This window comes from Streptomyces sp. NBC_01515 (assembly GCF_045040345.1).
Classification (GTDB): domain Bacteria; phylum Actinomycetota; class Actinomycetes; order Streptomycetales; family Streptomycetaceae; genus Streptomyces.
In genome coordinates, this window is the sequence record NZ_CP109416.1 from 5,967,550 (window position 1) to 5,987,420 (window position 19,871).

At 70.9% G+C, this 19,871-nt stretch carries 19 protein-coding genes; 8 read left to right on the top strand and 11 right to left on the bottom strand.

The genetic code is table 11. The annotated features are described in order from the left end of the window. Nucleotides 1-122: 122 nt before the first annotated feature. The 5 genes from OG407_RS26805 (at nt 123) to OG407_RS26825 (ending at nt 3,983) form a co-directional block, all read left to right on the top strand. Nucleotides 123-1,127: an ABC transporter ATP-binding protein gene (locus OG407_RS26805; RefSeq protein ID WP_405868618.1), complete on the top strand. Its 1,005-nt coding sequence runs from the start codon at nt 123-125 to the stop codon at nt 1,125-1,127. Further along, nucleotides 1,117-2,025, top strand: coding sequence for an ABC transporter permease subunit (locus OG407_RS26810; protein WP_405861864.1), 909 nt, complete (start codon nt 1,117-1,119; stop codon nt 2,023-2,025). The genes OG407_RS26805 and OG407_RS26810 overlap by 11 nt, the downstream gene beginning before the upstream one ends. Further along, on the top strand, nt 2,022-2,933 hold the full coding sequence (locus OG407_RS26815; protein WP_366096692.1) for an ABC transporter ATP-binding protein: 912 nt from the start codon (nt 2,022-2,024) through the stop codon (nt 2,931-2,933). The genes OG407_RS26810 and OG407_RS26815 overlap by 4 nt, the downstream gene beginning before the upstream one ends. A gap of 11 nt (nt 2,934-2,944) precedes the next feature. Continuing rightward, a complete protein-coding gene (locus tag OG407_RS26820) occupies nt 2,945-3,664 on the top strand; it encodes an ABC transporter permease (protein ID WP_405861866.1) in 720 nt (239 codons plus the stop codon). Nucleotides 3,665-3,743: 79 nt separating this feature from the next. Beyond that, a complete protein-coding gene (locus OG407_RS26825; RefSeq protein WP_019055074.1) occupies nt 3,744-3,983 on the top strand; it encodes a hypothetical protein in 240 nt (79 codons plus the stop codon). A gap of 388 nt (nt 3,984-4,371) precedes the next feature. Here the strand turns inward: OG407_RS26825 and OG407_RS26830 are convergent, their stop codons facing one another. The 9 genes from OG407_RS26830 to OG407_RS26870 form a co-directional block, all read right to left on the bottom strand. Then, nucleotides 4,372-5,175, bottom strand: coding sequence for an HAD family hydrolase (locus OG407_RS26830; RefSeq protein ID WP_405861868.1), 804 nt, complete (start codon nt 5,173-5,175; stop codon nt 4,372-4,374). Further along, complete coding sequence (serS, locus tag OG407_RS26835) at nt 5,172-6,449, bottom strand: serine--tRNA ligase (RefSeq protein WP_403589645.1); 1,278 nt, start codon at nt 6,447-6,449, stop codon at nt 5,172-5,174. Before serS ends, OG407_RS26830 begins: the two co-directional genes overlap by 4 nt. A 562-nt stretch (nt 6,450-7,011) precedes the next feature. Further along, nucleotides 7,012-7,944: a prephenate dehydratase gene (gene pheA, locus OG407_RS26840; protein WP_405861871.1), complete on the bottom strand. Its 933-nt coding sequence runs from the start codon at nt 7,942-7,944 to the stop codon at nt 7,012-7,014. 72 nt (nt 7,945-8,016) lie between these two features. Further along, entirely contained in the window at nt 8,017-9,315 is a 1,299-nt protein-coding gene (efeB, locus tag OG407_RS26845; protein WP_405861873.1) for an iron uptake transporter deferrochelatase/peroxidase subunit, read from the bottom strand. Nucleotides 9,316-9,323: 8 nt separating this feature from the next. Beyond that, complete coding sequence (locus OG407_RS26850) at nt 9,324-11,429, bottom strand: copper resistance CopC/CopD family protein (RefSeq protein WP_405861875.1); 2,106 nt, start codon at nt 11,427-11,429, stop codon at nt 9,324-9,326. Nucleotides 11,430-11,445: 16 nt separating this feature from the next. After that, nucleotides 11,446-11,889: a copper chaperone PCu(A)C gene (locus tag OG407_RS26855; RefSeq protein ID WP_403589651.1), complete on the bottom strand. Its 444-nt coding sequence runs from the start codon at nt 11,887-11,889 to the stop codon at nt 11,446-11,448. Further along, nucleotides 11,886-12,536, bottom strand: coding sequence for an SCO family protein (locus tag OG407_RS26860; RefSeq protein WP_405861877.1), 651 nt, complete (start codon nt 12,534-12,536; stop codon nt 11,886-11,888). The genes OG407_RS26855 and OG407_RS26860 overlap by 4 nt, the downstream gene beginning before the upstream one ends. A gap of 93 nt (nt 12,537-12,629) precedes the next feature. Beyond that, the gene (locus OG407_RS26865; RefSeq protein ID WP_405861879.1) at nt 12,630-13,358 is read right to left on the bottom strand and encodes a YcnI family protein; all 729 of its coding nucleotides are present in this window, start codon (nt 13,356-13,358) and stop codon (nt 12,630-12,632) included. 174 nt (nt 13,359-13,532) lie between these two features. Then, on the bottom strand, nt 13,533-14,369 hold the full coding sequence (locus OG407_RS26870) for a hypothetical protein (RefSeq protein WP_405861881.1): 837 nt from the start codon (nt 14,367-14,369) through the stop codon (nt 13,533-13,535). A gap of 236 nt (nt 14,370-14,605) precedes the next feature. On the opposite strand from OG407_RS26870, the gene OG407_RS26875 reads away from it, so the two are divergent. The 3 genes from OG407_RS26875 to OG407_RS26885 all read left to right on the top strand — a co-directional run bounded on the left by OG407_RS26875 (nt 14,606) and on the right by OG407_RS26885 (nt 16,966). Further along, nucleotides 14,606-15,052 (top strand): ATP-binding protein, encoded by a 447-nt coding sequence (locus tag OG407_RS26875; RefSeq protein WP_019055063.1) that lies wholly within the window; start codon nt 14,606-14,608, stop codon nt 15,050-15,052. A 144-nt stretch (nt 15,053-15,196) separates the two neighbouring features. After that, nucleotides 15,197-16,123 carry an intradiol ring-cleavage dioxygenase gene (locus OG407_RS26880; protein ID WP_405861883.1) on the top strand — a complete coding sequence of 309 codons (927 nt, stop codon included), beginning with the start codon at nt 15,197-15,199 and terminating at the stop codon, nt 16,121-16,123. A 9-nt stretch (nt 16,124-16,132) separates the two neighbouring features. Next, complete coding sequence (locus OG407_RS26885) at nt 16,133-16,966, top strand: triphosphoribosyl-dephospho-CoA synthase (RefSeq protein WP_405861885.1); 834 nt, start codon at nt 16,133-16,135, stop codon at nt 16,964-16,966. A 28-nt stretch (nt 16,967-16,994) separates the two neighbouring features. Here OG407_RS26885 and OG407_RS26890 read toward each other — a convergent pair whose 3' ends face one another. After that, nucleotides 16,995-18,251: an MFS transporter gene (locus OG407_RS26890; RefSeq protein ID WP_405861887.1), complete on the bottom strand. Its 1,257-nt coding sequence runs from the start codon at nt 18,249-18,251 to the stop codon at nt 16,995-16,997. A 111-nt stretch (nt 18,252-18,362) separates the two neighbouring features. Further along, nucleotides 18,363-19,754 (bottom strand): PLP-dependent aminotransferase family protein, encoded by a 1,392-nt coding sequence (locus tag OG407_RS26895; RefSeq protein ID WP_405861889.1) that lies wholly within the window; start codon nt 19,752-19,754, stop codon nt 18,363-18,365. Nucleotides 19,755-19,871 lie beyond the last annotated feature (117 nt).

Here is a 19,871-nt window from a genome sequence, read left to right on the forward strand (position 1 = left end):
GGTCGTGTAGCTCTCAAGTAGGGGCATCCCCTACGGACCCGTACGCCTGGAGTCTGACGCGAGTACAGCTCTGCGGGGTGACGACCGCAGTGGTCCGCGTCACTACCTTCGTAGACGTGACTGTGATCGCGACCGAAAGCCTGAGCAAGCGGTTCCCGCGGGTGACCGCGCTTGACCGGCTCTCCGTGGACGTCGGCCCCGGTGTGACGGGGCTCGTCGGTGCCAACGGAGCCGGCAAGTCGACCTTGATCAAGATCCTGCTGGGTCTGTCCCCCGCCTCCGAGGGCCGAGCCGAAGTGCTCGGCCTCGATGTCGCCACCAAGGGTGCCGACATCCGCGAGCGCGTCGGGTACATGCCGGAGCACGACTGTCTGCCGCCCGACGTCTCGGCCACCGAGTTCGTCGTCCACATGGCGCGCATGTCCGGCCTGCCGCCCACCGCGGCCCGCGAGCGCACCGCGGACACCCTGCGCCATGTCGGTCTGTACGAGGAGCGCTACCGCCCCATCGGCGGCTACTCGACGGGCATGAAGCAGCGCGTCAAGCTCGCGCAGGCCCTCGTCCACGACCCGCAGCTGGTCTTCCTGGACGAGCCGACCAACGGCCTCGACCCGGTCGGCCGTGACGAGATGCTCGGCCTCATCCGCCGTATCCACACGGACTTCGGCATCTCGGTGCTGGTGACCTCGCACCTGCTGGGCGAGCTGGAGCGCACCTGCGACCACGTCATCGTGGTCGACGGCGGCAAGCTCCTGCGCTCCAGCTCCACCACGGACTTCACCCAGATCACGACGACCCTGGCGATCGAGGTCACCGACACCGACGACCACCCGGACGGCAGCCGCGCGGTGCGCGACGCGCTCCACGCGCGCGGAGTGGACACCCACGACAGCAGCGGCCTGCCGGGCGCGGGCCACGTCCTCCTCCTCACGGCCACGGGCGAGGAGACGTACGACGTGGTCCGGGACGTGATCGCGGACCTCGGCATCGGACTGGTGCGCATGGAGCAGCGCAGGCACCACATCTCCGAGGTCTTCACCGACACCGGCACCGACACCGACACCGGCACCGACACGGGCGCCGGCCACGACGCAGAGCGGAAGGAGGCCGTAGGCCATGGCAATTGACCAGCCCCTGGTCCCCCAGCCGGGCGACCAGACCCGTATCCACAACATCGGCTACCGCCACTACGACGGCCCCCGCCTGGGCCGCGCCTACGCCCGCCGCTCGCTCTACTCGCAGTCCCTGCGCGGCTCCTACGGCCTCGGCCGCTCGGTGAAGTCCAAGGTGCTGCCGATGCTGCTGTTCGTGGTCATGTGCGTGCCCGCGGCCATCATGGTGGCCGTCGCGGTCGCCACGAAGGCCAAGGACCTGCCCGTCGACTACACGCGCTACGCGATCATCATGCAGGCCGTCATCGGCCTCTACGTCGCCTCGCAGGCACCCCAGTCGGTCTCGCGCGACCTGCGCTTCAAGACCGTGCCGCTGTACTTCTCGCGGCCGATCGAGACCGCCGACTACGTGCGGGCCAAGTTCGCGGCCCTGGCCTCGGCCATGCTCATCCTGACCGGGGCCCCGCTGATCGTGCTCTACGTAGGCGCCCTGCTCGCCAAGCTGGACTTCGCCGACCAGACCAAGGGCTTCGCCCAGGCACTCGTCTCCGTGACCCTCCTCTCGCTGCTCTTCGCCGGCATCGGCCTGGTCATCGCCGCGGTCACCCCGCGCCGCGGCTTCGGCATCGCGGCCGTCATCGCCGTCCTGACCATCTCCTCCGGCGCGGTCTCCACCCTCCAGGCGATCGCCGACGCGCAGAACTCCACGAGCGCCATCCCCTGGATCGGCCTCTTCTCGCCCGTCACCCTCATCGACGGCCTGCAGTCGGCGTTCCTGGGCGCGAGTTCGGCGTTCCCCGGAGGCGTCGGCCCCAGCCACGCGGAAGGCGTCGTCTACGTCCTCGCCGTCCTGGGCCTCATCGTCGCGACCTACGGCCTCCTGATCCGCCGCTACCGGAAGGTGGGCCTGTGACCACGCTCTCCATCGACCACGTCTCCCGCTGGTTCGGCAACGTGGTCGCCGTCAACGACATCACGATGAACGTCGGCCCCGGAGTCACCGGACTGCTCGGCCCCAACGGCGCCGGAAAGTCCACCCTCATCAACATGATGGGCGGCTTCCTCGCCCCCTCCACCGGCACCGTCACCCTCGACGGCCAGCAGGTCTGGCGCAACGAACAGATCTACAAGCACATCGGCATCGTTCCCGAGCGCGAGGCGATGTACGACTTCCTCACCGGACGCGAATTCGTCGTCGCCAACGCCGAGTTGCACGGCCTCGGCGCCAAGGCCGCCCAGAAGGCGCTGGCCACGGTCGAGATGGAGTACGCGCAGGACCGCAAGATCTCCACGTACTCCAAGGGCATGCGCCAGCGCGTGAAGATGGCCAGCGCCCTGGTGCACGACCCCTCGCTCCTGCTGCTCGACGAGCCCTTCAACGGCATGGACCCGCGCCAGCGCATGCAGCTCATGGACCTGCTGCGGCGGATGGGCGACGAGGGCCGCACGGTGCTGTTCTCGTCCCACATCCTCGAAGAGGTCGAGCAACTCGCCTGGCACATCGAGGTGGTGGTGGCCGGCAGGCACGCGGCCAGCGGTGACTTCCGCAAGATCCGCCGCCTGATGACCGACCGCCCGCACCGCTACCTGGTCCGCTCCAGCGACGACCGTGCCCTCGCGGCCGCGCTGATCGCCGACCCGTCGACGTCCGGCATCGAGGTCGACCTGGCCGAGGGCGCGCTGCGCATCCAGGCCGTCGACTTCGGCCGGTTCACGGTCCTGCTGCCCCGGGTGGCCAGGGACCACGGCATCCGGCTGCTCACGGTCTCGCCGTCGGACGAGTCGCTCGAATCAGTCTTCTCGTATCTCGTCGCGGCGTAGGAGGCCAAGAGATGTACGACCCCACAGTCGCCCGACTCACCTACCGGGCCCTGCTCGGCCGGCGCCGGGCCCTCATCCTGGGCGCCCTGCCCTTCCTGCTGATCATGATCTCCGTGGTAGTGCGCGGCCTCACCGGCGCCGACGACCAGACCGCGGTCGACGTCCTGGGCGGGCTCGGCCTCGCCACGATGGTGCCGATCATCGGCGTCATCGCGGGCACCGGCGCGATCGGACCGGAGATCGACGACGGCTCGGTGGTGTACCTGCTGTCCAAGCCGCTGAAGCGGCCCACGATCATCTTCACCAAGCTGATCGTGGCGGTCGGCGTCACCATGGTGTTCTCGGCGGTCCCCATGCTGATCGCCGGCCTCATCCTCAACGGCAACGGCCAGCAGATCGCCGTCGCCTACACGGTGGCCGCCCTGGTCGCGTCCATCGCCTACGCGGCCCTCTTCCTGCTGCTCGGCACGGTCTCCCGGCACGCGGTGGTCTTCGGACTCGTCTACGCCCTCGTCTGGGAAGCCCTGTTCGGCTCCCTGGTCGCCGGCGCCCGCACGCTGAGCGTCCAGCAGTGGTCCCTGGCCGTCGCCCACAAGGTCGCCGGCGGAGACCTGGTCACCTCGGACGTCGGGCTGACCACGGCCACGGTGTTCCTCGTCGTGGTCACCGCGGGAGCCACCTGGTTCGCCGGCCAGAAGCTGCGCTCGCTGAAGCTCGCCGGCGAGGAATGACAGGTCCTGATCTTGACGGGGGCTTCATCTCTGTCCGGGCACACTGGGCAAAGAGGACGGACGGCTAGGAGGAACGGGGATGGCCGGAGAGGCGACGTACGGCGGCGGTCAGGCGGAGTCCGGGGACGGCTGGGACAAGTTGGTCCTGGACGACGACTTCATACGGTCCGCCGAGACGGCCGAGCCGTCCGCCCGCGCGCGGATGCTCGCGGCGCGCTGGCGCGCGGAGTCCCCCGAGCCCCAGCCGTGGCGCTCTGATGAGCCGCCTGCTGGGTGGTTCTTCAGCAAGGCGCGGCGGCGTAAGTGGCGGCGGCGGTAGGGGTTCTTGCCGGTGCGTAGTCGTTTTGCTGCGGGTCGGTGGGGGCTGGTCGCGCAGTTCCCCGCGCCCCTTTAGGGGCGCCTGCCTGAGCCCTGGTTAATTCGGTGGCGTCCAACTCGGCGTACAGGCACAGTTGTTGTGTCGACGCCGGATCAGCCGGCGCCACTGACTGGGAGAGGAGCTGGACGATGTCGATGCACGACAGGACGTCCAACTCCCTTCAGGGCAGCCCGCGGCGGTCTCCGGAGTAGTTACCCTCCGTCGAGTCGCCCACCACGGGGAGCTGCCCGGGGCGGCCGCTTCGAGCACGCGACTCATTATCGCGTGGGCCGCCTTCCCTTTCGCCCCCGCTACCGGGGGCATTCTGCGCTGGGGCGGTTGCCCACACCTACGCGAGCAACCGCTCCAGCACCACCGCGATCCCGTCCTCCTCATTCGAGGACGTCACCTCGTCCGCCACCGCCTTGAGTTCCTCATGCGCGTTGGCCATCGCCACGCCGTGCGCCGCCCAGGCGAACATCGCGATGTCGTTGGGCATGTCGCCGAAGGCGATCGTGTCGGCGGACTTCAGGCCCAGGCGGCGGGCCGCGAGGGACAGGCCCGTGGCCTTGGAGAGGCCGAGCGGGAGGAGTTCGACGATGCCCGCGCCGGCCATCGCGACCGAGACGAAACCGCCCGCGGCCAGCTGCGCCGCCTCGGCGAGCTGGTCGTCCGTGAGGGTCGGGTGCTGGATGTAGATCTTGTTCAGCGGCGCAGCCCACAGCTCGGACACGTCCGAGAGGGGCGTCGACGGCAGTGTGCCCGTCACCGCGTACCCGTCGCCGACCAGCACCTCGCCGTCCAGGCCGTCCCGGCTCGCCGCGAGGTACAGCGGGCCGACCTCCGCCTCGATCTTGGCGAGTGCCAGCCCGGCCAGTTGGCGGTCCAGGGTGACCGAGGTCAGCAGGCGGTGCTCCCCGGCGTCGTAGACCTGCGCGCCCTGGCCGCAGACCGCGAGGCCGTCGTAGCCGAGGTCGTCGAGGATGTGCCGGGTCCAGGGGACCCCGCGGCCCGTCACGACGATGTGTGCCGCGCCCGCCGCGGTGGCCGCGGCGAGGGCGTCACGGGTGCGCGGGGAGATCGACTCGTCGGAGCGCAGAAGCGTTCCGTCGAGGTCGGTCGCGATCAGCCGGTACGGGAAGCCGGCCGTCACTTGGCGACCGGCGTCAGGAACTCACGGCCGCCCAGGTACGGACGCAGCACCTCGGGCACGCGCACGGAACCGTCGGGCAGCTGGTGGTTCTCCAGGATCGCCACGATCGTGCGCGGTACGGCGCACAGCGTGCCGTTGAGCGTGGCCAGCGGCTGGACCTTCTTGCCGTCACGCAGCCGTACGGACAGCCGGCGGGCCTGGAAGCTGTCGCAGTTGGAGGCCGAGGTCAGCTCGCGGTACTTGCCCTGGGTCGGGATCCACGCCTCGCAGTCGAACTTGCGGGACGCCGACGAACCCAGGTCGCCCGAGGCCACGTCGATGACCTGGAAGGGCAGTTCGAGGGCGGTGAGCCACTGCTTCTCCCAGTCCAGGAGCCGCTGGTGCTCGTTCTCCGCGTCCTCGGGGAGGACGTACGAGAACATCTCGACCTTGTCGAACTGGTGCACGCGGAAGATGCCCCGCGTGTCCTTGCCGTACGTGCCGGCCTCGCGGCGGAAGCACGGGGAGAAGCCCGCGTAGCGCAGCGGCAGCTTCTCCGCGTCGAGGATCTCGTCCATGTGGTACGCGGCGAGGGGGACCTCGGAGGTGCCGACGAGATAGAAGTCGTCCTTCTCCAGGTGGTACACGTTCTCCGCGGCCTGGCCGAGGAAGCCGGTGCCCTCCATGGCGCGCGGGCGGACCAGCGCCGGGGTCAGCATCGGGATGAAGCCGGCCTCCGTGGCCTGCGCGATCGCCGCGTTGACGAGCGCCAGCTCCAGGAGGGCGCCGACGCCGGTGAGGTAGTAGAAGCGCGAGCCGGAGACCTTGGCGCCGCGCTCGACGTCGATGGCGCCGAGCGCCTCGCCGAGCTCCAGGTGGTCCTTGGGCTCGAAGCCCTCGGCGGCGAAGTCGCGGATCGTGCCGTGCGTCTCCAGGACGACGAAGTCCTCCTCACCGCCGACGGGCACGTCGGGGTGCACGAGGTTGCCGAGCTGGAGCGCGAGGCGCTTGGTCTCCTCGTCCGCCTCGTGCTGCTCGGCGTCGGCCGCCTTGACGTCGGCGGCGAGCTGGCCCGTCTTCTTGAGCAGCTCGGCCTTCTCGTCGCCGGAGGCCTTGGGGATGAGCTTGCCGAGCGCCTTCTGCTCGGAACGCAGCTCGTCGAAGCGGACGCCGGACGACCTGCGCCGCTCGTCGGCGGACAGGAGAGCGTCGACGAGCGCGACGTCCTCTCCACGGGCGCGCTGGGACGCGCGCACACGGTCGGGGTCCTCACGGAGCAGGCGAAGGTCAATCACGCGGAACAGGCTACCGGTGCGGAGTTCCGGCTCACGACTCGATATTCCGAACTATGGCTTACGTCCAGTTATGGGGTAATTGCGCAGAGTGTTCTCGGGCGGCGACGCATGTCAATGAAAAGGCGTCCCGCTCCCTGGAACGGGGCAGCCGCGAGGCGGCCTGTTGACCCGAATCCCTTGTGGGAAACGGGACTTGAGGTCGCGGTTGTCCACAGGAATCCACATCCCGGAAGAGTTATCCACAGGGTGTGCGAAAGATCTGTGGACATCGAAAACGATCATTTCCAAAGAGTTTCGCGCGACGGGTATTTCCTGTCCCAAACGCACCTCCCACCCACTTTCGGGTGGAAATGCGTCGCTCCAAAGGATTGCCCGTAGGAAACAGGTGGACGAAGAGTGACCTACGCGCCGGTGGACGCGCAGGCGGCCTGTAGGGAGATTTGTCGACCGGATCGCACGTCGTTGTCGACTTGTCCCCAGGTCGAGAAGCGGACCTGTGGATAACTTCTGTGGATAACGAAGATACGCAGGTAGTACCGGGACGCGACGCAGGCACTACCGGTCAGAAACGGCCGTCCTGGCAGTGCGCGACCCAGTCGGCCGCGGCCAGGAACTCCTCGTCCGAGGTGGCCGGGAAGAGCGGCCGCACCCCGTCCACGCCGACGTCCGCGCGCGGGTACGAACCGAGGAAGCGCACCTGGAGACAGATCCGCTTGAGCCCCGCCAGCGCCTCGGCGACCCGGCGGTCGGAGATGTGCCCTTCGGCGTCGACGCAGAAGCAGTAGTTGCCGATGCCGGCGCCGGTCGGGCGGGACTGGAGCAGCATGAGGTTGATGCCCCGGGTGGCGAACTCGCCCAGCAGGTCGCGCAGCCCGCCCGGGTGGTCGTCGCGCTGCCAGATCACCACCGAGGTCTTGTCCGCGCCGGTCGGGGCGGCGGGGCGGGCGGGCCTGCCCACCAGCACGAACCGGGTCTGCGCGTTCTCCGCGTCGTGGATCTCGGTCTCCAGCGCTTCGAGACCGTACCGGGCGGCCGCGAACTCACCGGCGAACGCAGCGTCGTAGCGGCCCTCCTGGACCAGCCGGGCGGCGTCCGCGTTCGAGGCGGCCGACTCCCACAGGGCGTCCGGGAGGTTCGCCTTCATCCAGTTGCGGACCTGCGGCTGGGCGGCGGGGTGCGCGGAGACCGTCTTGATGTCGGACATCTTCGTGCCCGGCCGGACCAGCAGCGCGAAGGTGATCGACAGCAGCACCTCGCGGTAGATCATCAGCGGCGCACCCGCGACCAGCTCGTCCAGGGTGGTGGTGATGCCGCCCTCGACGGAGTTCTCGATCGGCACGAACGCGGCCTCTGCCTCGCCGGCGCGCACCGCGTCCAGCGCGGACTGCACCGACACGTACGGGATCAGCTCCCGGGTGGCCGCCTCGGGCAGCGTCCGCAGGGCGACTTCGGTGAAGGTGCCCTCAGGGCCGAGATACGCGTAGCTGGCTGGCATGGCTTCACCCTAATGGGCCTTGCGAAACCCGGTGCACCCTTCTCGAACCGGCCACCCCAACGGGCGACGGCCTCACCCCTCCAGCAACCGCTGCCCCACGTACTCGCCCTCCGCCGCCCCGCCCGGCACCGCGAACAGGCCGCTCGCCTCGTGCCGGATGTACGTCGAGAGGGCGTCCCCGCGGTCGAGTTTCCGCTGCACGGTGACGAAGCCGCGCAACGGGTCCGCCTGCCAGCACACGAAGAGGAGCCCGGCGTCCGGGGTGCCGTCCGCGGCGATGCCGTCGTGGTACGAGAAGGGGCGCCGGAGCATCGCGGCGCCCCCGTTCTGGTCGGGCCGGGCGATCCGGGCGTGCGCGTTGATGGGCACGACCAGGGCGCCCTTCGCATCGGTCTTCTCCAGGTCCATCGCGGTCGTCTCGCCGCCCCCGGACAGCGGCGCCCCGGTGGACTTGCGGCGCCCGACGACGTTCTCCTGGGCGCCCGTCGAGAGCTTCTCCCAGTCGTCGAGGAGCATGCGGATACGGCGTACGACGGCGTACGAGCCGTTCGCCATCCACGCCGGGTCGGTCGAGCCGGACGCCGGCACGAAGATCCGCTTGTCGAAGTCGGACTCGGCCGGCTTGGGGTTGCGGGTGCCGTCGAGCTGGCCCATCAGGTTGCGGGCCGTCATCTTGTGGGCCGTGGCGCCCGGCGTCCGGTTGAAGCCGTTCATCTGCCAGCGGACCTTGGCCGCGCTGCCCGCGTCCTTCTGGATCGTGCGCAGGGCGTGGAAGGCGACCAGCGCGTCATTGGCGCCGATCTGCACCCACAGGTCGCCGTTGCTGCGTGCCTTGTCGAGGTGGTCGGAGGAGAAGTCCGGCAGCGGATCGAGGGAGACAGGCCGCTGCTTCTCCAGTCCCGTACGGGAGAAGAAGGAGTTGCCGAAGCCGAAGGTGATCGTCAGCGACGAGGGCCCCGCGTCCCGGGCGACCTCCGTGTCGTCCTGCGCCGCCGCCTCGCCCGCCATCAGCCGTTGCGCGGTCGTCGACCAGCGGCGCAGCAGGGCCGCCGCCTCCTTGCGGCTCGCGCCCGCCGCCAGGTCGAAGGCGACGAGATGACCGCGTGCCTGGAGGCCCTCGGTGATGCCGGGCTGATGTTTCCCGTGAAACATTGCCATGTCCTCGCCCAGCGAGGTCAGCGGTGTGGCCCCGGCCGGCGCGGACGCGTACCCCACGGCCCCGCCCGCCGCACCGAGCACGAGCCCGGTGGCACCGGCCGTACCGAGGAGCCGGCGGCGGGAAATGCCCTCCCTAGGGGGGCCGTTCTCGGAAACGGCCTCCCCAGGAGGTGCCTCTGCGATGCGGGCCTCTGGAATGGACTGGTCAGGCATGGCGTGGTTCAGCCGATCTGCGCGTTCTTGTCGACGGTCGTCTGGTCGATGTCGGAGGTCCGCACGGTCACCGAGATCTTCCAGTCGCCCGCCATGGGGATCTGGATTCCGTTCGCGGCCCAGTGGCCGGTGGCGATGCGGTCGGGCGTCACGGGCAGCGGGCCGATCTTCTTCGCGGCGAGGGTGAAGGCGACCTTCACCTCGGGGACGTCGAAGGCCCGGCCGTTGGGGCGCTGCACATAGACGTGCATCTCGTTGCCGCCCACGCGCGCGGGGTCGAGGTCGAGCCGTATGACGCCCTTGCCGTCCGTGCCCCCGGTGTCGAAGGACATGTCCAGGGTCAGGGCGCCGGCGGACGAGGAGGAAGAGGACGAGGAGGACGACTTGGCCGCCTTGGCGTCCTCCTCCGTGCGGCCCGGCTCGGTGGCCGTCAGGGCCGTGGTGACGGCGAGGACGACGACGGCGACGGCGGCCTCGGCCAGCACGGACCGGCGCAGCCCGAAGCGGACCGGGTCGGCGTCCCGAAGTCGCTTCTGTCGGGTGGAGTCCACGGCGGCCTGCTGGCGGGCGAGTTGGGCGGCCCGCTTGGAACCGCCGGGCGCCTCGGAGTCGCCGTCGTTGGCGGACGCGGCCGCATCGGAATCGCCCTCGGTGGAGGTCGTGGCGCTGGAGACGCCGGTCCTCGCGGAGGTCGTAGCGCCGGAGACGCCGGCCTTGGCGGACGCGCTGGAGGTACCGGCCGCGGTGGACGTCGTAGCACTGGAGGCACTGGCCTCGGCGGACGCCGTAGAGCTGGAGTCGGCGGTCTTCGTGGACGCGCTGGCGTGTGCCTTCTCCTTCTCCGGCGCACGCTCCTCGACGACCGTCTCGGCCGTCGCGGTGGTCTCCGCCAGCTTGGCGGTCCAGCGCCGGGAGATCGACGCGATGCCGACGAGCAGCGCCACGAGGCCGATCTTCACGAGCAGCAGCTGTCCGTAGCCGGTGTCGGTGAACGCCGACCAGGAGCCGAGCTGGCGCCAGGACTGGTAGATGCCGGTCGCGACGAGCGCGAGGACGCTGCCGAACGCGATGCGCGAGAAGTTCTGTACGGCCGTCCGCCCGACCAGGTTGTCGGCGGGTGCCCGGTAGAGCGCGACGAGGAGGGCGGAGAGGCCGCCGAGCCAGATCGCGACGGCCAGCAGGTGGACGACGTCGACGGGCATCGCGATGCCCGGCTGGAGCCCGGTCGAGGCGTGCTCGGCCAGCGCCCAGCTCGCCGCGAGGCCGGCGGCCACCACACCGCCGCCGATCGCGAGACCGAAGGTGAGGTCCCGCTTCTCCTCGTCCTCCCGCTTGTCGTAGGCCCCGAAGAGGACGGCGATGAACAGCGCGGCGGCGGCGAGCAGCAGCAGCCGGGAGACGAGGGCCGCGCCGGTCTTGGTCTGGAGGACCTGGCCGAGGAGGTTCAGGTCGAAGATGTCGCCGAACTTCCCGGTCGTCGTGTACGAGCCGCGCACCAGCAGCAGCCAGAGCGTGGCCCCGGTGAGCGAGACCCAGCCGGAGACCACCAGCCGCTGCAGGGCGCGCACTCCGGCGCCGCGCTGCCAGCAGGCCAGGATGAAGGCGGCGCCGCCGACCATGACGATGAAGCCGGCGTACGACATGTAGCGCCCGAAGCCGTACAGCCCGCCGACGAGTCCGCCGCCGACGTCCTGTTCGGCCGACACGGAGACGGCGGTCTTCGAGGGGGAGCCGATCGAGAAGGTGAAGGCGCCGCCGACGGGGTGGCTGTCGGCGGACACGACCTGCCAGGCCACTGTGTAGGTGCCGTCGGGCAGGCCGCTGCGCACCTGGGTGGCGTAGGTCGTCCCGCTGATGTTGGACGGTTTGCCGACGTCGACGCGTTTGCCCTTCGGGTCGAGCACGCGCAGCGAGTCGTCGTTCGTCGCCACCTTCTCGGAGAAGGTGAGCGAGATCTGCGTCGGAGCCTTGTCGACCACCACCCCCGAACTGGGGTCGCTGCCGGTCAGCGCGGCGTGCGCGGAGGCCGTGCCCGCCCCGGCGAAGAGCATGCCGGTGACAGCCAGGAGCAGCAGCACCAGATTGCGGACGCGGGGGGTGATGGTCGTCTTCAAGGTGGGGGTCCCTCCCTCAGTGCCCGGTCGTGGGGTTGTACGTGGCCGACTTCACGGGCATCTCAACCGTGAGAGGGCCGGACTTGGCAAAGTGCAGCTTCACGGTCACGTGGTCGCCCTGCTTGAGCGTGTGCTTCAGCTTGTCGAACATCAGGTGGTTGCCCCCGCTCTTGAACACGAGTTGACCGTGTGCGGGCACATCGAGGGACTTCACCTCCTCCATCGCCTGGCCGACGGTCTCGTGCACGGAGACCGGGCCGAGGTCGCTGGTGACGGAGGTCAACTCGTCCTTCGCGCCGCCCTTGTTGGCGATGTCCAGGAAGCCCGCCGCCATGTCCGAGACCGGCTGGGGCATGTAGGCGGAGCCGACGGACAGCTGGGCCTTCGCGTCGGAGCCGCCGCAGCCGGTGAGGACCAGCGCGCCGGTCAGCACCGTGACGGGTACGGCGAACTGCCTCACGGCGTCTCCCCCTTGACGATCTTGGGGAGGTCCTTGGTGTAGTCGTCGACGGTGGTGTCCTGGCCGTAGAGCAGATAGCCGCCGTTGGTCTTCGGGGAGAACGCGACGACCTGGGTGCCGTGGACGGAGACCAGCTTGCCGTTCTTGTCCTTCGAGGTCGGCTCGATGGAGATGCCGATCGAGCGGGCGCCGGCCTGGATGGTGGCGAAGTCGCCGGTCAGGCCGACGAACTGGGTGTCGATGCCCTTGAGCCACTTGCCGAGCTCGGAGGGGGTGTCCCGCGCCGGGTCGGTGGTCACGAACACGACCAGCAGCTTGTCCTGCTCGGCCTTGGACAGCGACTTCTTGGCGACGGCGATGTTGTTCATGGTCAGCGGGCAGATGTCGGGGCAGTGGGTGTAGCCGAAGTAGATCAGCGTCGGCCGGCCCTTGGACTCCGCCCGGAAGTCGTACTTCTTGCCGTGCGTGTCCGTGAGGACCAGGTCCGGCTTCTCGAACGGGGTGTCGAGCACGGTGGCGGCCTGGGTCGCGGTGTCCTCGGAGACCACGGAGACGGGGCTCTGGCCGTCGTCGCCGCTGCCGCAGGCGGAGAGCGTCAGGGTGGCGGCGGTCAGCAGAACGGCCGCCGCGAACGTCTTCTTGCGCATAGAGAAATGTCCCAGTTGTGAGAGCTCCGGCGCGCACCGGGGTCGTACGCAAGAGTCGCACGGACCCCTGTGCGCACCATGAGCGGACGGGCCTCAGACGGTCGTACGCCGTCGGCCGGCGAGAACGCCGTACGCCACGCCCGCCGCGCCGACGGCGATGCCGACCACGCCGAGGACGCGGGCGGTGGTGTCGGAGGAATCGGCGGACGACGAGGTGGAGTCGGCGGCGGTGGTCTCGGTCTTCGCGGCCTTGTCGGAGGCGTCCTCGGCGGTCGCGCCGGAGGCGGAGGCGGAGGTCAGCGTGAGCGTCGGAGCCGGGTTCTCGGGCTCCTCCTCGCCGTCCTTCTGGACCTCGATCCAGCGCACGACCTGCTTGTCGGAGTACGTCTGCAGCGCCTTGAAGACGAGCTGGTCGGCGTCCGTGGGCAACATGCCCACGGAGACCGGGAACTTCTGGAAGTAGCCGGGCTCGACGCCCTTGCCGGTCGCGGTCCAGGTGACCTTGGTGACGGCCTCGGTGATCGTCTCGCCGTGCATCTCGGCGGGCTTGGCGAGCTTCGACTTGGTGACCTTCACGGTCCAGCCGCTGATCGGCTCCGGCATCACGGAGGCCAGCGGGTGGTCGGTCGGGAAGTTCACTTCCAGCTTGGTGGTCGAGGCGTCGTCACGCTCGTTCGGGACCTTGAAGTCGACGACCGCGTAGCCGCCCTTGACGGCCGCGCCCTCCGGCTGCACGGAGACGTGCGCGAAGGCGGGGGAGGACAGCACGAGCACGGCCGAGCCGGCGACGGCAGCGGCGGCGGCGATACGAGAGGTCTTCATGGAAAGGAGCACTCCACTTCGAGTTCGAGTGAGTTCCGGTGGTGAAGAGGGGGCGCGTGGTTCCCCGGGTGAAGCAGGGGTTTCCCGGCTGAAAAAGACGGGCACGCGCGTGTGCCGCACGACGGCGGCCTCTTCACGCACAGAAGGGAGTGCGGGGTCGGTGGTCGCGTCGCGTCAGGCGGCGAGGGTGTGTGCGGCGGCGGCCGGCGGGCCGCGGCGGATCACCGAGTGCTGGAGCGCGGTGGTGTGCGGCGCGGGCGGCGCGAACAGGGCACTACGGAGCGGACGCGGGCCCGCCTCGGGCGCCCCCGGCAGCCCGGCCCGCAGGGCACGCACCAGGGCGAGCGCACCGCGCAGGGACCGTACGAGCGCCCCTTCCGCGACTCCGTGCGCCGAGAGTTCCATCAGGCGCAGCAGCGCCAGGTCCCCGCGCCGCAGCAGCCAGCCCGCGGCGAGCGCCGCGAGGACGTGACCGAGCAGCATGGACAGGGACGGGAACAGCGACATCGAGGAGGCGGCGGAGGTGGACATGGCGTCCGCCGGGTGATGCATCGACCCCATGCCGCTCATCGAGCCCGTCGAGCCTGAGGTCGGCAACAGCCGCGCGTCGGTGAGGATCTGGTGGGCCTGCGCCGGGCTGATCGCCGCCGCGGTGGTCCCGCACAGGAGATGCGCGGCACGCGCGACGAGCGTGGCGTCGGAGGCCGAGAGGGAGTCGGCCGATGTGGTGGTGGCCGTCTGCCCGAGCCCGAACAGCGTGTGCAGCACGGTCTGTCCGACCGCGAGCGGCACCACGATCCCCGGCAGCGAGCGCGCCCGCCCGGCGAGCGGTGCCACGACGAGGAAGGTGGCGAGGAAGCCCGCGCCCAGTGTCCACAGCGGAACCGTGGCGCAGGAGGCGATCGCGTGACCGGCCGCGGCCAGCACGACACAGACCGCGGCGAACACCGCGGCCCGCAGGACCCGGAGTTCACCTCCGGAGCGCACCGTACGTGGGTGGGGGGCAGTCATGGCGGGCTCATCATCGCACCGGCTCCGTCGCCGCCATACGGCAGGTCCGCAACATCCGGTCCATAGTGTGTCGTAGCTCACAAAGATCACTCTCCGGCGTGAGCTACCTCCGGATACACCAATTACGTTTGGGACGCATCGCCCATATGGGCGGCATCACGTCAACTCCGTGCTTACACAGGGGCACTGGCGGCAATAGGTATCACTATGTCGAGCCGCGGCCGGGAGGCTGGAGCATGAGCATCTGGTGGTCACTCCATCTGAGGCGCGAGGCCGCGAGCGTGCCACTCGCCCGGCGACTGTTTCTCGGCACGATGGAGACCGCGGGCGTCGACCCGGACATCTCCTACGACCTCTCCGTCGCCCTGAGCGAGGCGTGCGCCAACGCCGTCGAGCACGGCGGCGACACCGCGCACGGCGCGCCCACGGAGGCGTACCGGGTCACTGCGTACCTCGACGGCGAGAAGTGTCGTATCGAGGTCGCGGACTCCGGCCCCGGTTTCGCCCGCACGCAGTCCGTCCGCCCCGCCCCGAGCGAGGCCGAGAACGGTCGCGGCCTGTGCCTCATCCAGGAACTCGCCGACCACGTCCACATCGGCAACAAACCGGGCGTGGGCGGCGCGGTGGTGAGCTTCGACAAGATCCTGAAGTGGCGGAAGGACGCGCCGCTGATGGCGGTGTAGTCGGCCGGGTCCGGCCGACTACAGGATCCAGGTCCGGGCGGCTTCAGGATCCGGATCCGGGCGGCTTCAGGTTTCTGAGGATTCTTACCTCGCGCACAGCCCAGGCCCACGCCCCTGACGGCTGCCGTCCATAACTTCGTGATCATGACGGGAAACCACACAGACAAAACCATCAGCCGGCGCCGCGCCCTCGCGGTGACCGGCGGGACGGTCGCGGCCGGCGGACTGGTCGCCGCCGGGTTCCAGTCGGCGTTCGCCGACACCGCCGACACGACGACCGACGCGGACGCGACGGCCTCGGCCAGTTCGACCAGTGGTGCGTGCATGACGCTGATGACGAGCGTCACGGAGGGCCCCTACTACCTCGACGGCGCCTTGGTGCGCAAGGACATCACCGAGGGCAAGGCGGGCGTCCCGCTCACCCTGCGGCTGACCGTCGTCGACGCCACGGACGGCTGCACCCCGGTCAAGGGCGCGGCCGTGGAGATCTGGCACTGCGACGCCTGGGGCTACTACTCCGGCTACACCACCGCCAACCCGGGCGGCTCGGCCCCCGCGGAGAGCGAGGAGGGCGATTCCGCCAACGACCTGACGTACCTCCGGGGTTACCAGGTCGCCAACGCCAACGGGGTCGTCAAGTTCGAGACGATCTTCCCGGGCTGGTACACACCCCGCACCTGCCACATCCACGTGAAGGTGCACACCGGCGGCGAGAAGGAGGACGGCACCTACGAGGGCGGCAAGGTCAACTACACCGGCCAGCTGTTCTTCGCCGACGACATCGCCGAGGAGATCTTCACCCTCGACCCGTACGCCAAGCACACGGGCTCGTACACCGTCCTCGCCGACGACATGGTCTACGACGGCGGTGGCGCCGCCAGCGGCCTGCTCACCCTCAAGGCCGTGCACAAGAAGGACCCGTCCAAGGGGTACAAGGGCTCACTGACCCTCGGCGTCGACCCGGACGCCGAGAGCACGGGCGCGGGCAGCGGCGGTACGCCCCCGAGCGGTGCCCCGACGGGTGCGCCGCCCAGCGACAGCCCCTCCCCTTCGGCCTCCGCCTCCTCGTAAGGTACGACGATGCAGAGCCGCGAGGACGATGCACTGGCGCGGGCCGCCGTGGACGCGCTCACCGGGCAACTGGCCCTGGCTCCCAAGCCGGGCCTGCCCGACCCGCGCGACCTGGCCGCCCGTACGACCCGCGTGGACCACAGCGCCCTGCGCTGGTCCGCCAAGGCGCTGGCACCCGGCCTCGCGGCGATGGCGGCCGCCGCCCGCCGCACCGGCGAGCCGACTCCCGTGCTCCGCGCGGAACTCGGCGCGATCGGCCGTTGCACGGAACACTCCGTGGCACTCGCCGGCGGCGGCCACCGGGGTGCGCTGTGGGCCCTCGGCCTCCTGGTCGCGGCGGCTGCCCTGGACCCCGACGCGGGGGCCAAGGACGTCGCCGCGACCGCGAAGCGCATCGCCGCCCACCCCGACCGCCGCGCCCCGCGCAGGCCCTCGCGCGGCTCGTCGATCTCGGCGAAGTACGGCGCGGCCGGTGCGCGGGGCGAGGCGAAGGCCGGATTCCCGCACGTACGGCGGGCGTTGGACTCCCTCGCCATGACCCGCGCGGCCGGGGCGACGGAGACACAGGCCCGCCTCGACGCCCTGCTCACGGTGATGTCCACCCTCCAGGACACCGAACTCCTGCACGCCGTGGGCCCGTTGGGTCTGCGGCACGTCCAGGCGGGGGCGCGGGGTGTCCTGGAGGCGGGCGGTACGGCGACGGAGGCCGGCGCGGAGGCCCTGACCGCCTTCGACACCGACCTGCACGCGCGCGAGTGGAGCCCTCGCGGAAGTGCGGGGCTCCTGGCGGGCGCGCTGTTCCTGGACTCCCTACCGGTCAACTCACTGGCGTGGGCCGCCTGAACCCGTAGAGGACCGAGACCGGTACCGGTCAACTCGCCAGTGCGGGCCGCCTGTTCACCCCGCCCGCATCTCCCGCGGCCTCGTCCGCCTCCCGACCCGCACCCGCCGCCCTCCGCGCCGCCGGCCCCATCGCGTACGACGCCACGACCGTCGCCCCGCCCAGCAGCAGCCAGCCCGGCGTCCCCCACTCAAGGAGGAGGGACGTGAGCACCAGGGGGCCCATCGTCCTGGCCACGGTGACGCCGGTGCCGAAGAAGCCCTGGTACTCGCCCACCCGGTCGGCCGGTGCCAGGTCGAAGGAGAGCTGCCAGGAACCCGCCGACTGCCCCATCTCGGCGGCCACTTGGAGCACCGCTCCGACCACCAGCGCCCCCACGGCCACCCACGGCGACGCGCCCGCCGACAGCGCGAACACCGCGCAGGCCGCCAGCATGATCCAGCCGGACCGCCGCACCGCGCGCGTGGCCGACGCGAGCCCCGTGATCCCGCGGGCCGTCCGCACCTGGAAGACCATCACCGCCCCGGTGTTGAGCACGAACAGCGCGGAGACCAGCCAGGTCGGCGCGTCCGTCCGCTCCGCGATCCACAGCGGCAGTCCGAGGCTGAGCAACGGCATCCGCAGCAGCAGCACGGTGTTGAGCAGCGTGACGACGACGTACGGCCGGTCCCGCAGCACCCCGGGACCGCCCGTCTTCCGCACCTGGACGCCCCGTACCGACGGCAGCCGCACCAGCAGCCCCGCGCACACCAGGAAGCTCACCGCGTCCAGCGCGAACACCCCGAGGTACGCCGACCGCGTCCCCGCCCGCAGCGCGAGCCCGCCGAGACCCGCGCCCACCGCGAGACCGGCGTTCAGCGTCGACTGGAGGTGTGCCAGCAGGCCGGTCCGCTCCCCGGCGGACACCAGCCCCGCCAGCAGCGCCTGCCGGGCCGCCGCGAGCCCCGACTGCGCCGAGGCGTAGGCACACGCGGCGATCACGAACGGCACGAATCCGCGTACGACGAGGAAGGACGCCACCGCGAGCCCCGTCGCCAGCGCCAGCAGCACCGCCGTACCGCGCGGCCCACGCCGGTCCGCCAGCCGCCCCAGCGGTACCCCGACCAGCGAACCGACGGCCCAGGCGAGGGTGAGCCCGAGGCCCACGCGCGCGGGGGCGAGCCCGACGACGTGGGTGAAGTACAGCGCCGAGGTCACGTAGTAGGCGCCGTCGCCGACCGAGTTGGTCAACTGGGCGAGTGCGAGGGTGCGTTGCGGGCCCGCGGGCGGGACGAGTGAGTTCGTCATGTGTACGACGGTAGAGCTCGGTTGGACCTGCCAGAAGGCCCAATCGGCCGCCCTGTCATTGGCCCAATTCAGCAGCCCGCCCGGGACTCACCCGGTACTCACCCGGCCCCCTCACGCCCCTTCCAGCACCCGGCCCAACACCTCCAGCGCCTCCGGATAGACGCGCTCCCGAGGCGTCCCGTACCCCACCACAAGCCCCTGAGGCCGCCCCTCGTCCCCGTCCGCCGCATGCCAGTGCTCCCCGAGCCGCCCGACCGCGAGCCCCTCCTTCTCGGCCCGCGCGAGCACCGCCTCCTCGTCGGCGACCTCCACCAGCGCGTGCAGCCCCGCCGCGATGCCGTAAACGTTTGCGTGCGCCCCCAGCCGGCCGAGGAGCTGGTCGCGGCGGCGCCGGTACCGCAGCCGGCACGCGCGCACGTGGCGGTCGTAGGCGTGGCTGTCGATCAGTTCGGCGAGTGCCAACTGGCCGATGGTCTCGGTGTGGTGGTCGCTGTGCAGCTTGGCGTCGGCGACCGCGTCGACCAGGTGCGGCGGCAGCACCATCCAGCCGAGCCGCAGGGCGGGCCCGAGGGTCTTGGACGCGGTCCCCAGGTACACGACCTGGCCCGGTGCCATCCCCTGGAGCGCGCCCACGGGCTGGCGGTCGTAGCGGAACTCCCCGTCGTAGTCGTCCTCGACGATCAGCCCGCCACGCGCGCGTGCCCAGTCGGTCAGTGCCCGTCTGCGCTCCGGGTGCAGGGTGACGCCGGTCGGGTACTGGTGGGCCGGGGTCACCACCACGGCCGCCGCGTTGCCCAACTCCTCGGCGCGGGCGCCCCGTTCGTCGACCCGTACGGGCACCACGCGCCCGCCGTTGTGCCGCACCACCTCCCGGTGGAACGGCAGCCCCGGGTCCTCCATGGCGACCTCGGCGACACCGCGCCCCGCCGCCGCGTCCAGCACGCGCGTGAGGAGCGCGAGTCCCTGCACGTACCCGGACGTGATCACGATCCGCTCCGGCGGCGCGATCACCCCGCGCGCCCGCCCCAGGTACCCCGACAGCGCGGTGCGCAGTTCGATACGGCCGCGCGGATCTCCGTAGTCGTACGCCAAGGAGGGTGCCGTCGCGATCGCGCGGCGCAGCGAGCGCAGCCAGGCCGCCGCCGGGAACATGCCGACGTCCGGGCTGCCGGGCCGCAGGTCGAAACGGGGTACACGCGCGCGTGCCGCCGCGCCCGGTGCCTCCGCGTCGACGGAGGGCAGCAGCGCGACCTGGGTGCCCGAGCCCTGGCGCGCGGTCAGGTAGCCCTCGGCGACGAGCTGGTCGTAGGCCGCCTTCGCGGTGCCCCGGGAGACGCCCAGTTCGGCCGCGAGCCGGCGGGTGGCGGGGAGGCGGGTCCCCGGGGCGAGCCGGCCGTCCCGTACGGCGTCCCGGAGCGCCCGTTCGAGACCGACCCGGCGGCCTCCCTCCGGGTCGGGTTCCAGGTGCAGGTCGACGCCGACGCCGGACCAGAAGTCGTTCACGAAAAAGCCCTCCCCCTAGGCGCGTTCATGAAAAAAGCCTCCCCCTGGGCATGCGATCGGCACACGAATGGCCGGGCACAGCAGGTGTGCCCGGCCATCAGTCTTGTATCAGGTGGC

Excerpts from the sequence above, each read along its gene's own strand:
- OG407_RS26820 (WP_405861866.1), top strand. The coding sequence starts at position 2,945 with ATGTACGACCCCACAGTCGCCCGACTCACCTACCGGGCCCTGCTCGGC.
- OG407_RS26860 (WP_405861877.1), bottom strand. The coding sequence starts at position 12,536 with ATGCGCAAGAAGACGTTCGCGGCGGCCGTTCTGCTGACCGCCGCCACC.
- OG407_RS26880 (WP_405861883.1), top strand. The coding sequence starts at position 15,197 with ATGACGGGAAACCACACAGACAAAACCATCAGCCGGCGCCGCGCCCTC.
- pheA (WP_405861871.1), bottom strand. The coding sequence starts at position 7,944 with ATGCCAGCCAGCTACGCGTATCTCGGCCCTGAGGGCACCTTCACCGAA.
- OG407_RS26825 (WP_019055074.1), top strand. The coding sequence starts at position 3,744 with ATGGCCGGAGAGGCGACGTACGGCGGCGGTCAGGCGGAGTCCGGGGAC.
- OG407_RS26870 (WP_405861881.1), bottom strand. The coding sequence starts at position 14,369 with ATGACTGCCCCCCACCCACGTACGGTGCGCTCCGGAGGTGAACTCCGG.
- OG407_RS26810 (WP_405861864.1), top strand. The coding sequence starts at position 1,117 with ATGGCAATTGACCAGCCCCTGGTCCCCCAGCCGGGCGACCAGACCCGT.
- OG407_RS26890 (WP_405861887.1), bottom strand. The coding sequence starts at position 18,251 with ATGACGAACTCACTCGTCCCGCCCGCGGGCCCGCAACGCACCCTCGCA.
- OG407_RS26885 (WP_405861885.1), top strand. The coding sequence starts at position 16,133 with ATGCAGAGCCGCGAGGACGATGCACTGGCGCGGGCCGCCGTGGACGCG.
- OG407_RS26865 (WP_405861879.1), bottom strand. The coding sequence starts at position 13,358 with ATGAAGACCTCTCGTATCGCCGCCGCCGCTGCCGTCGCCGGCTCGGCC.
- OG407_RS26875 (WP_019055063.1), top strand. The coding sequence starts at position 14,606 with ATGAGCATCTGGTGGTCACTCCATCTGAGGCGCGAGGCCGCGAGCGTG.
- efeB (WP_405861873.1), bottom strand. The coding sequence starts at position 9,315 with ATGCCTGACCAGTCCATTCCAGAGGCCCGCATCGCAGAGGCACCTCCT.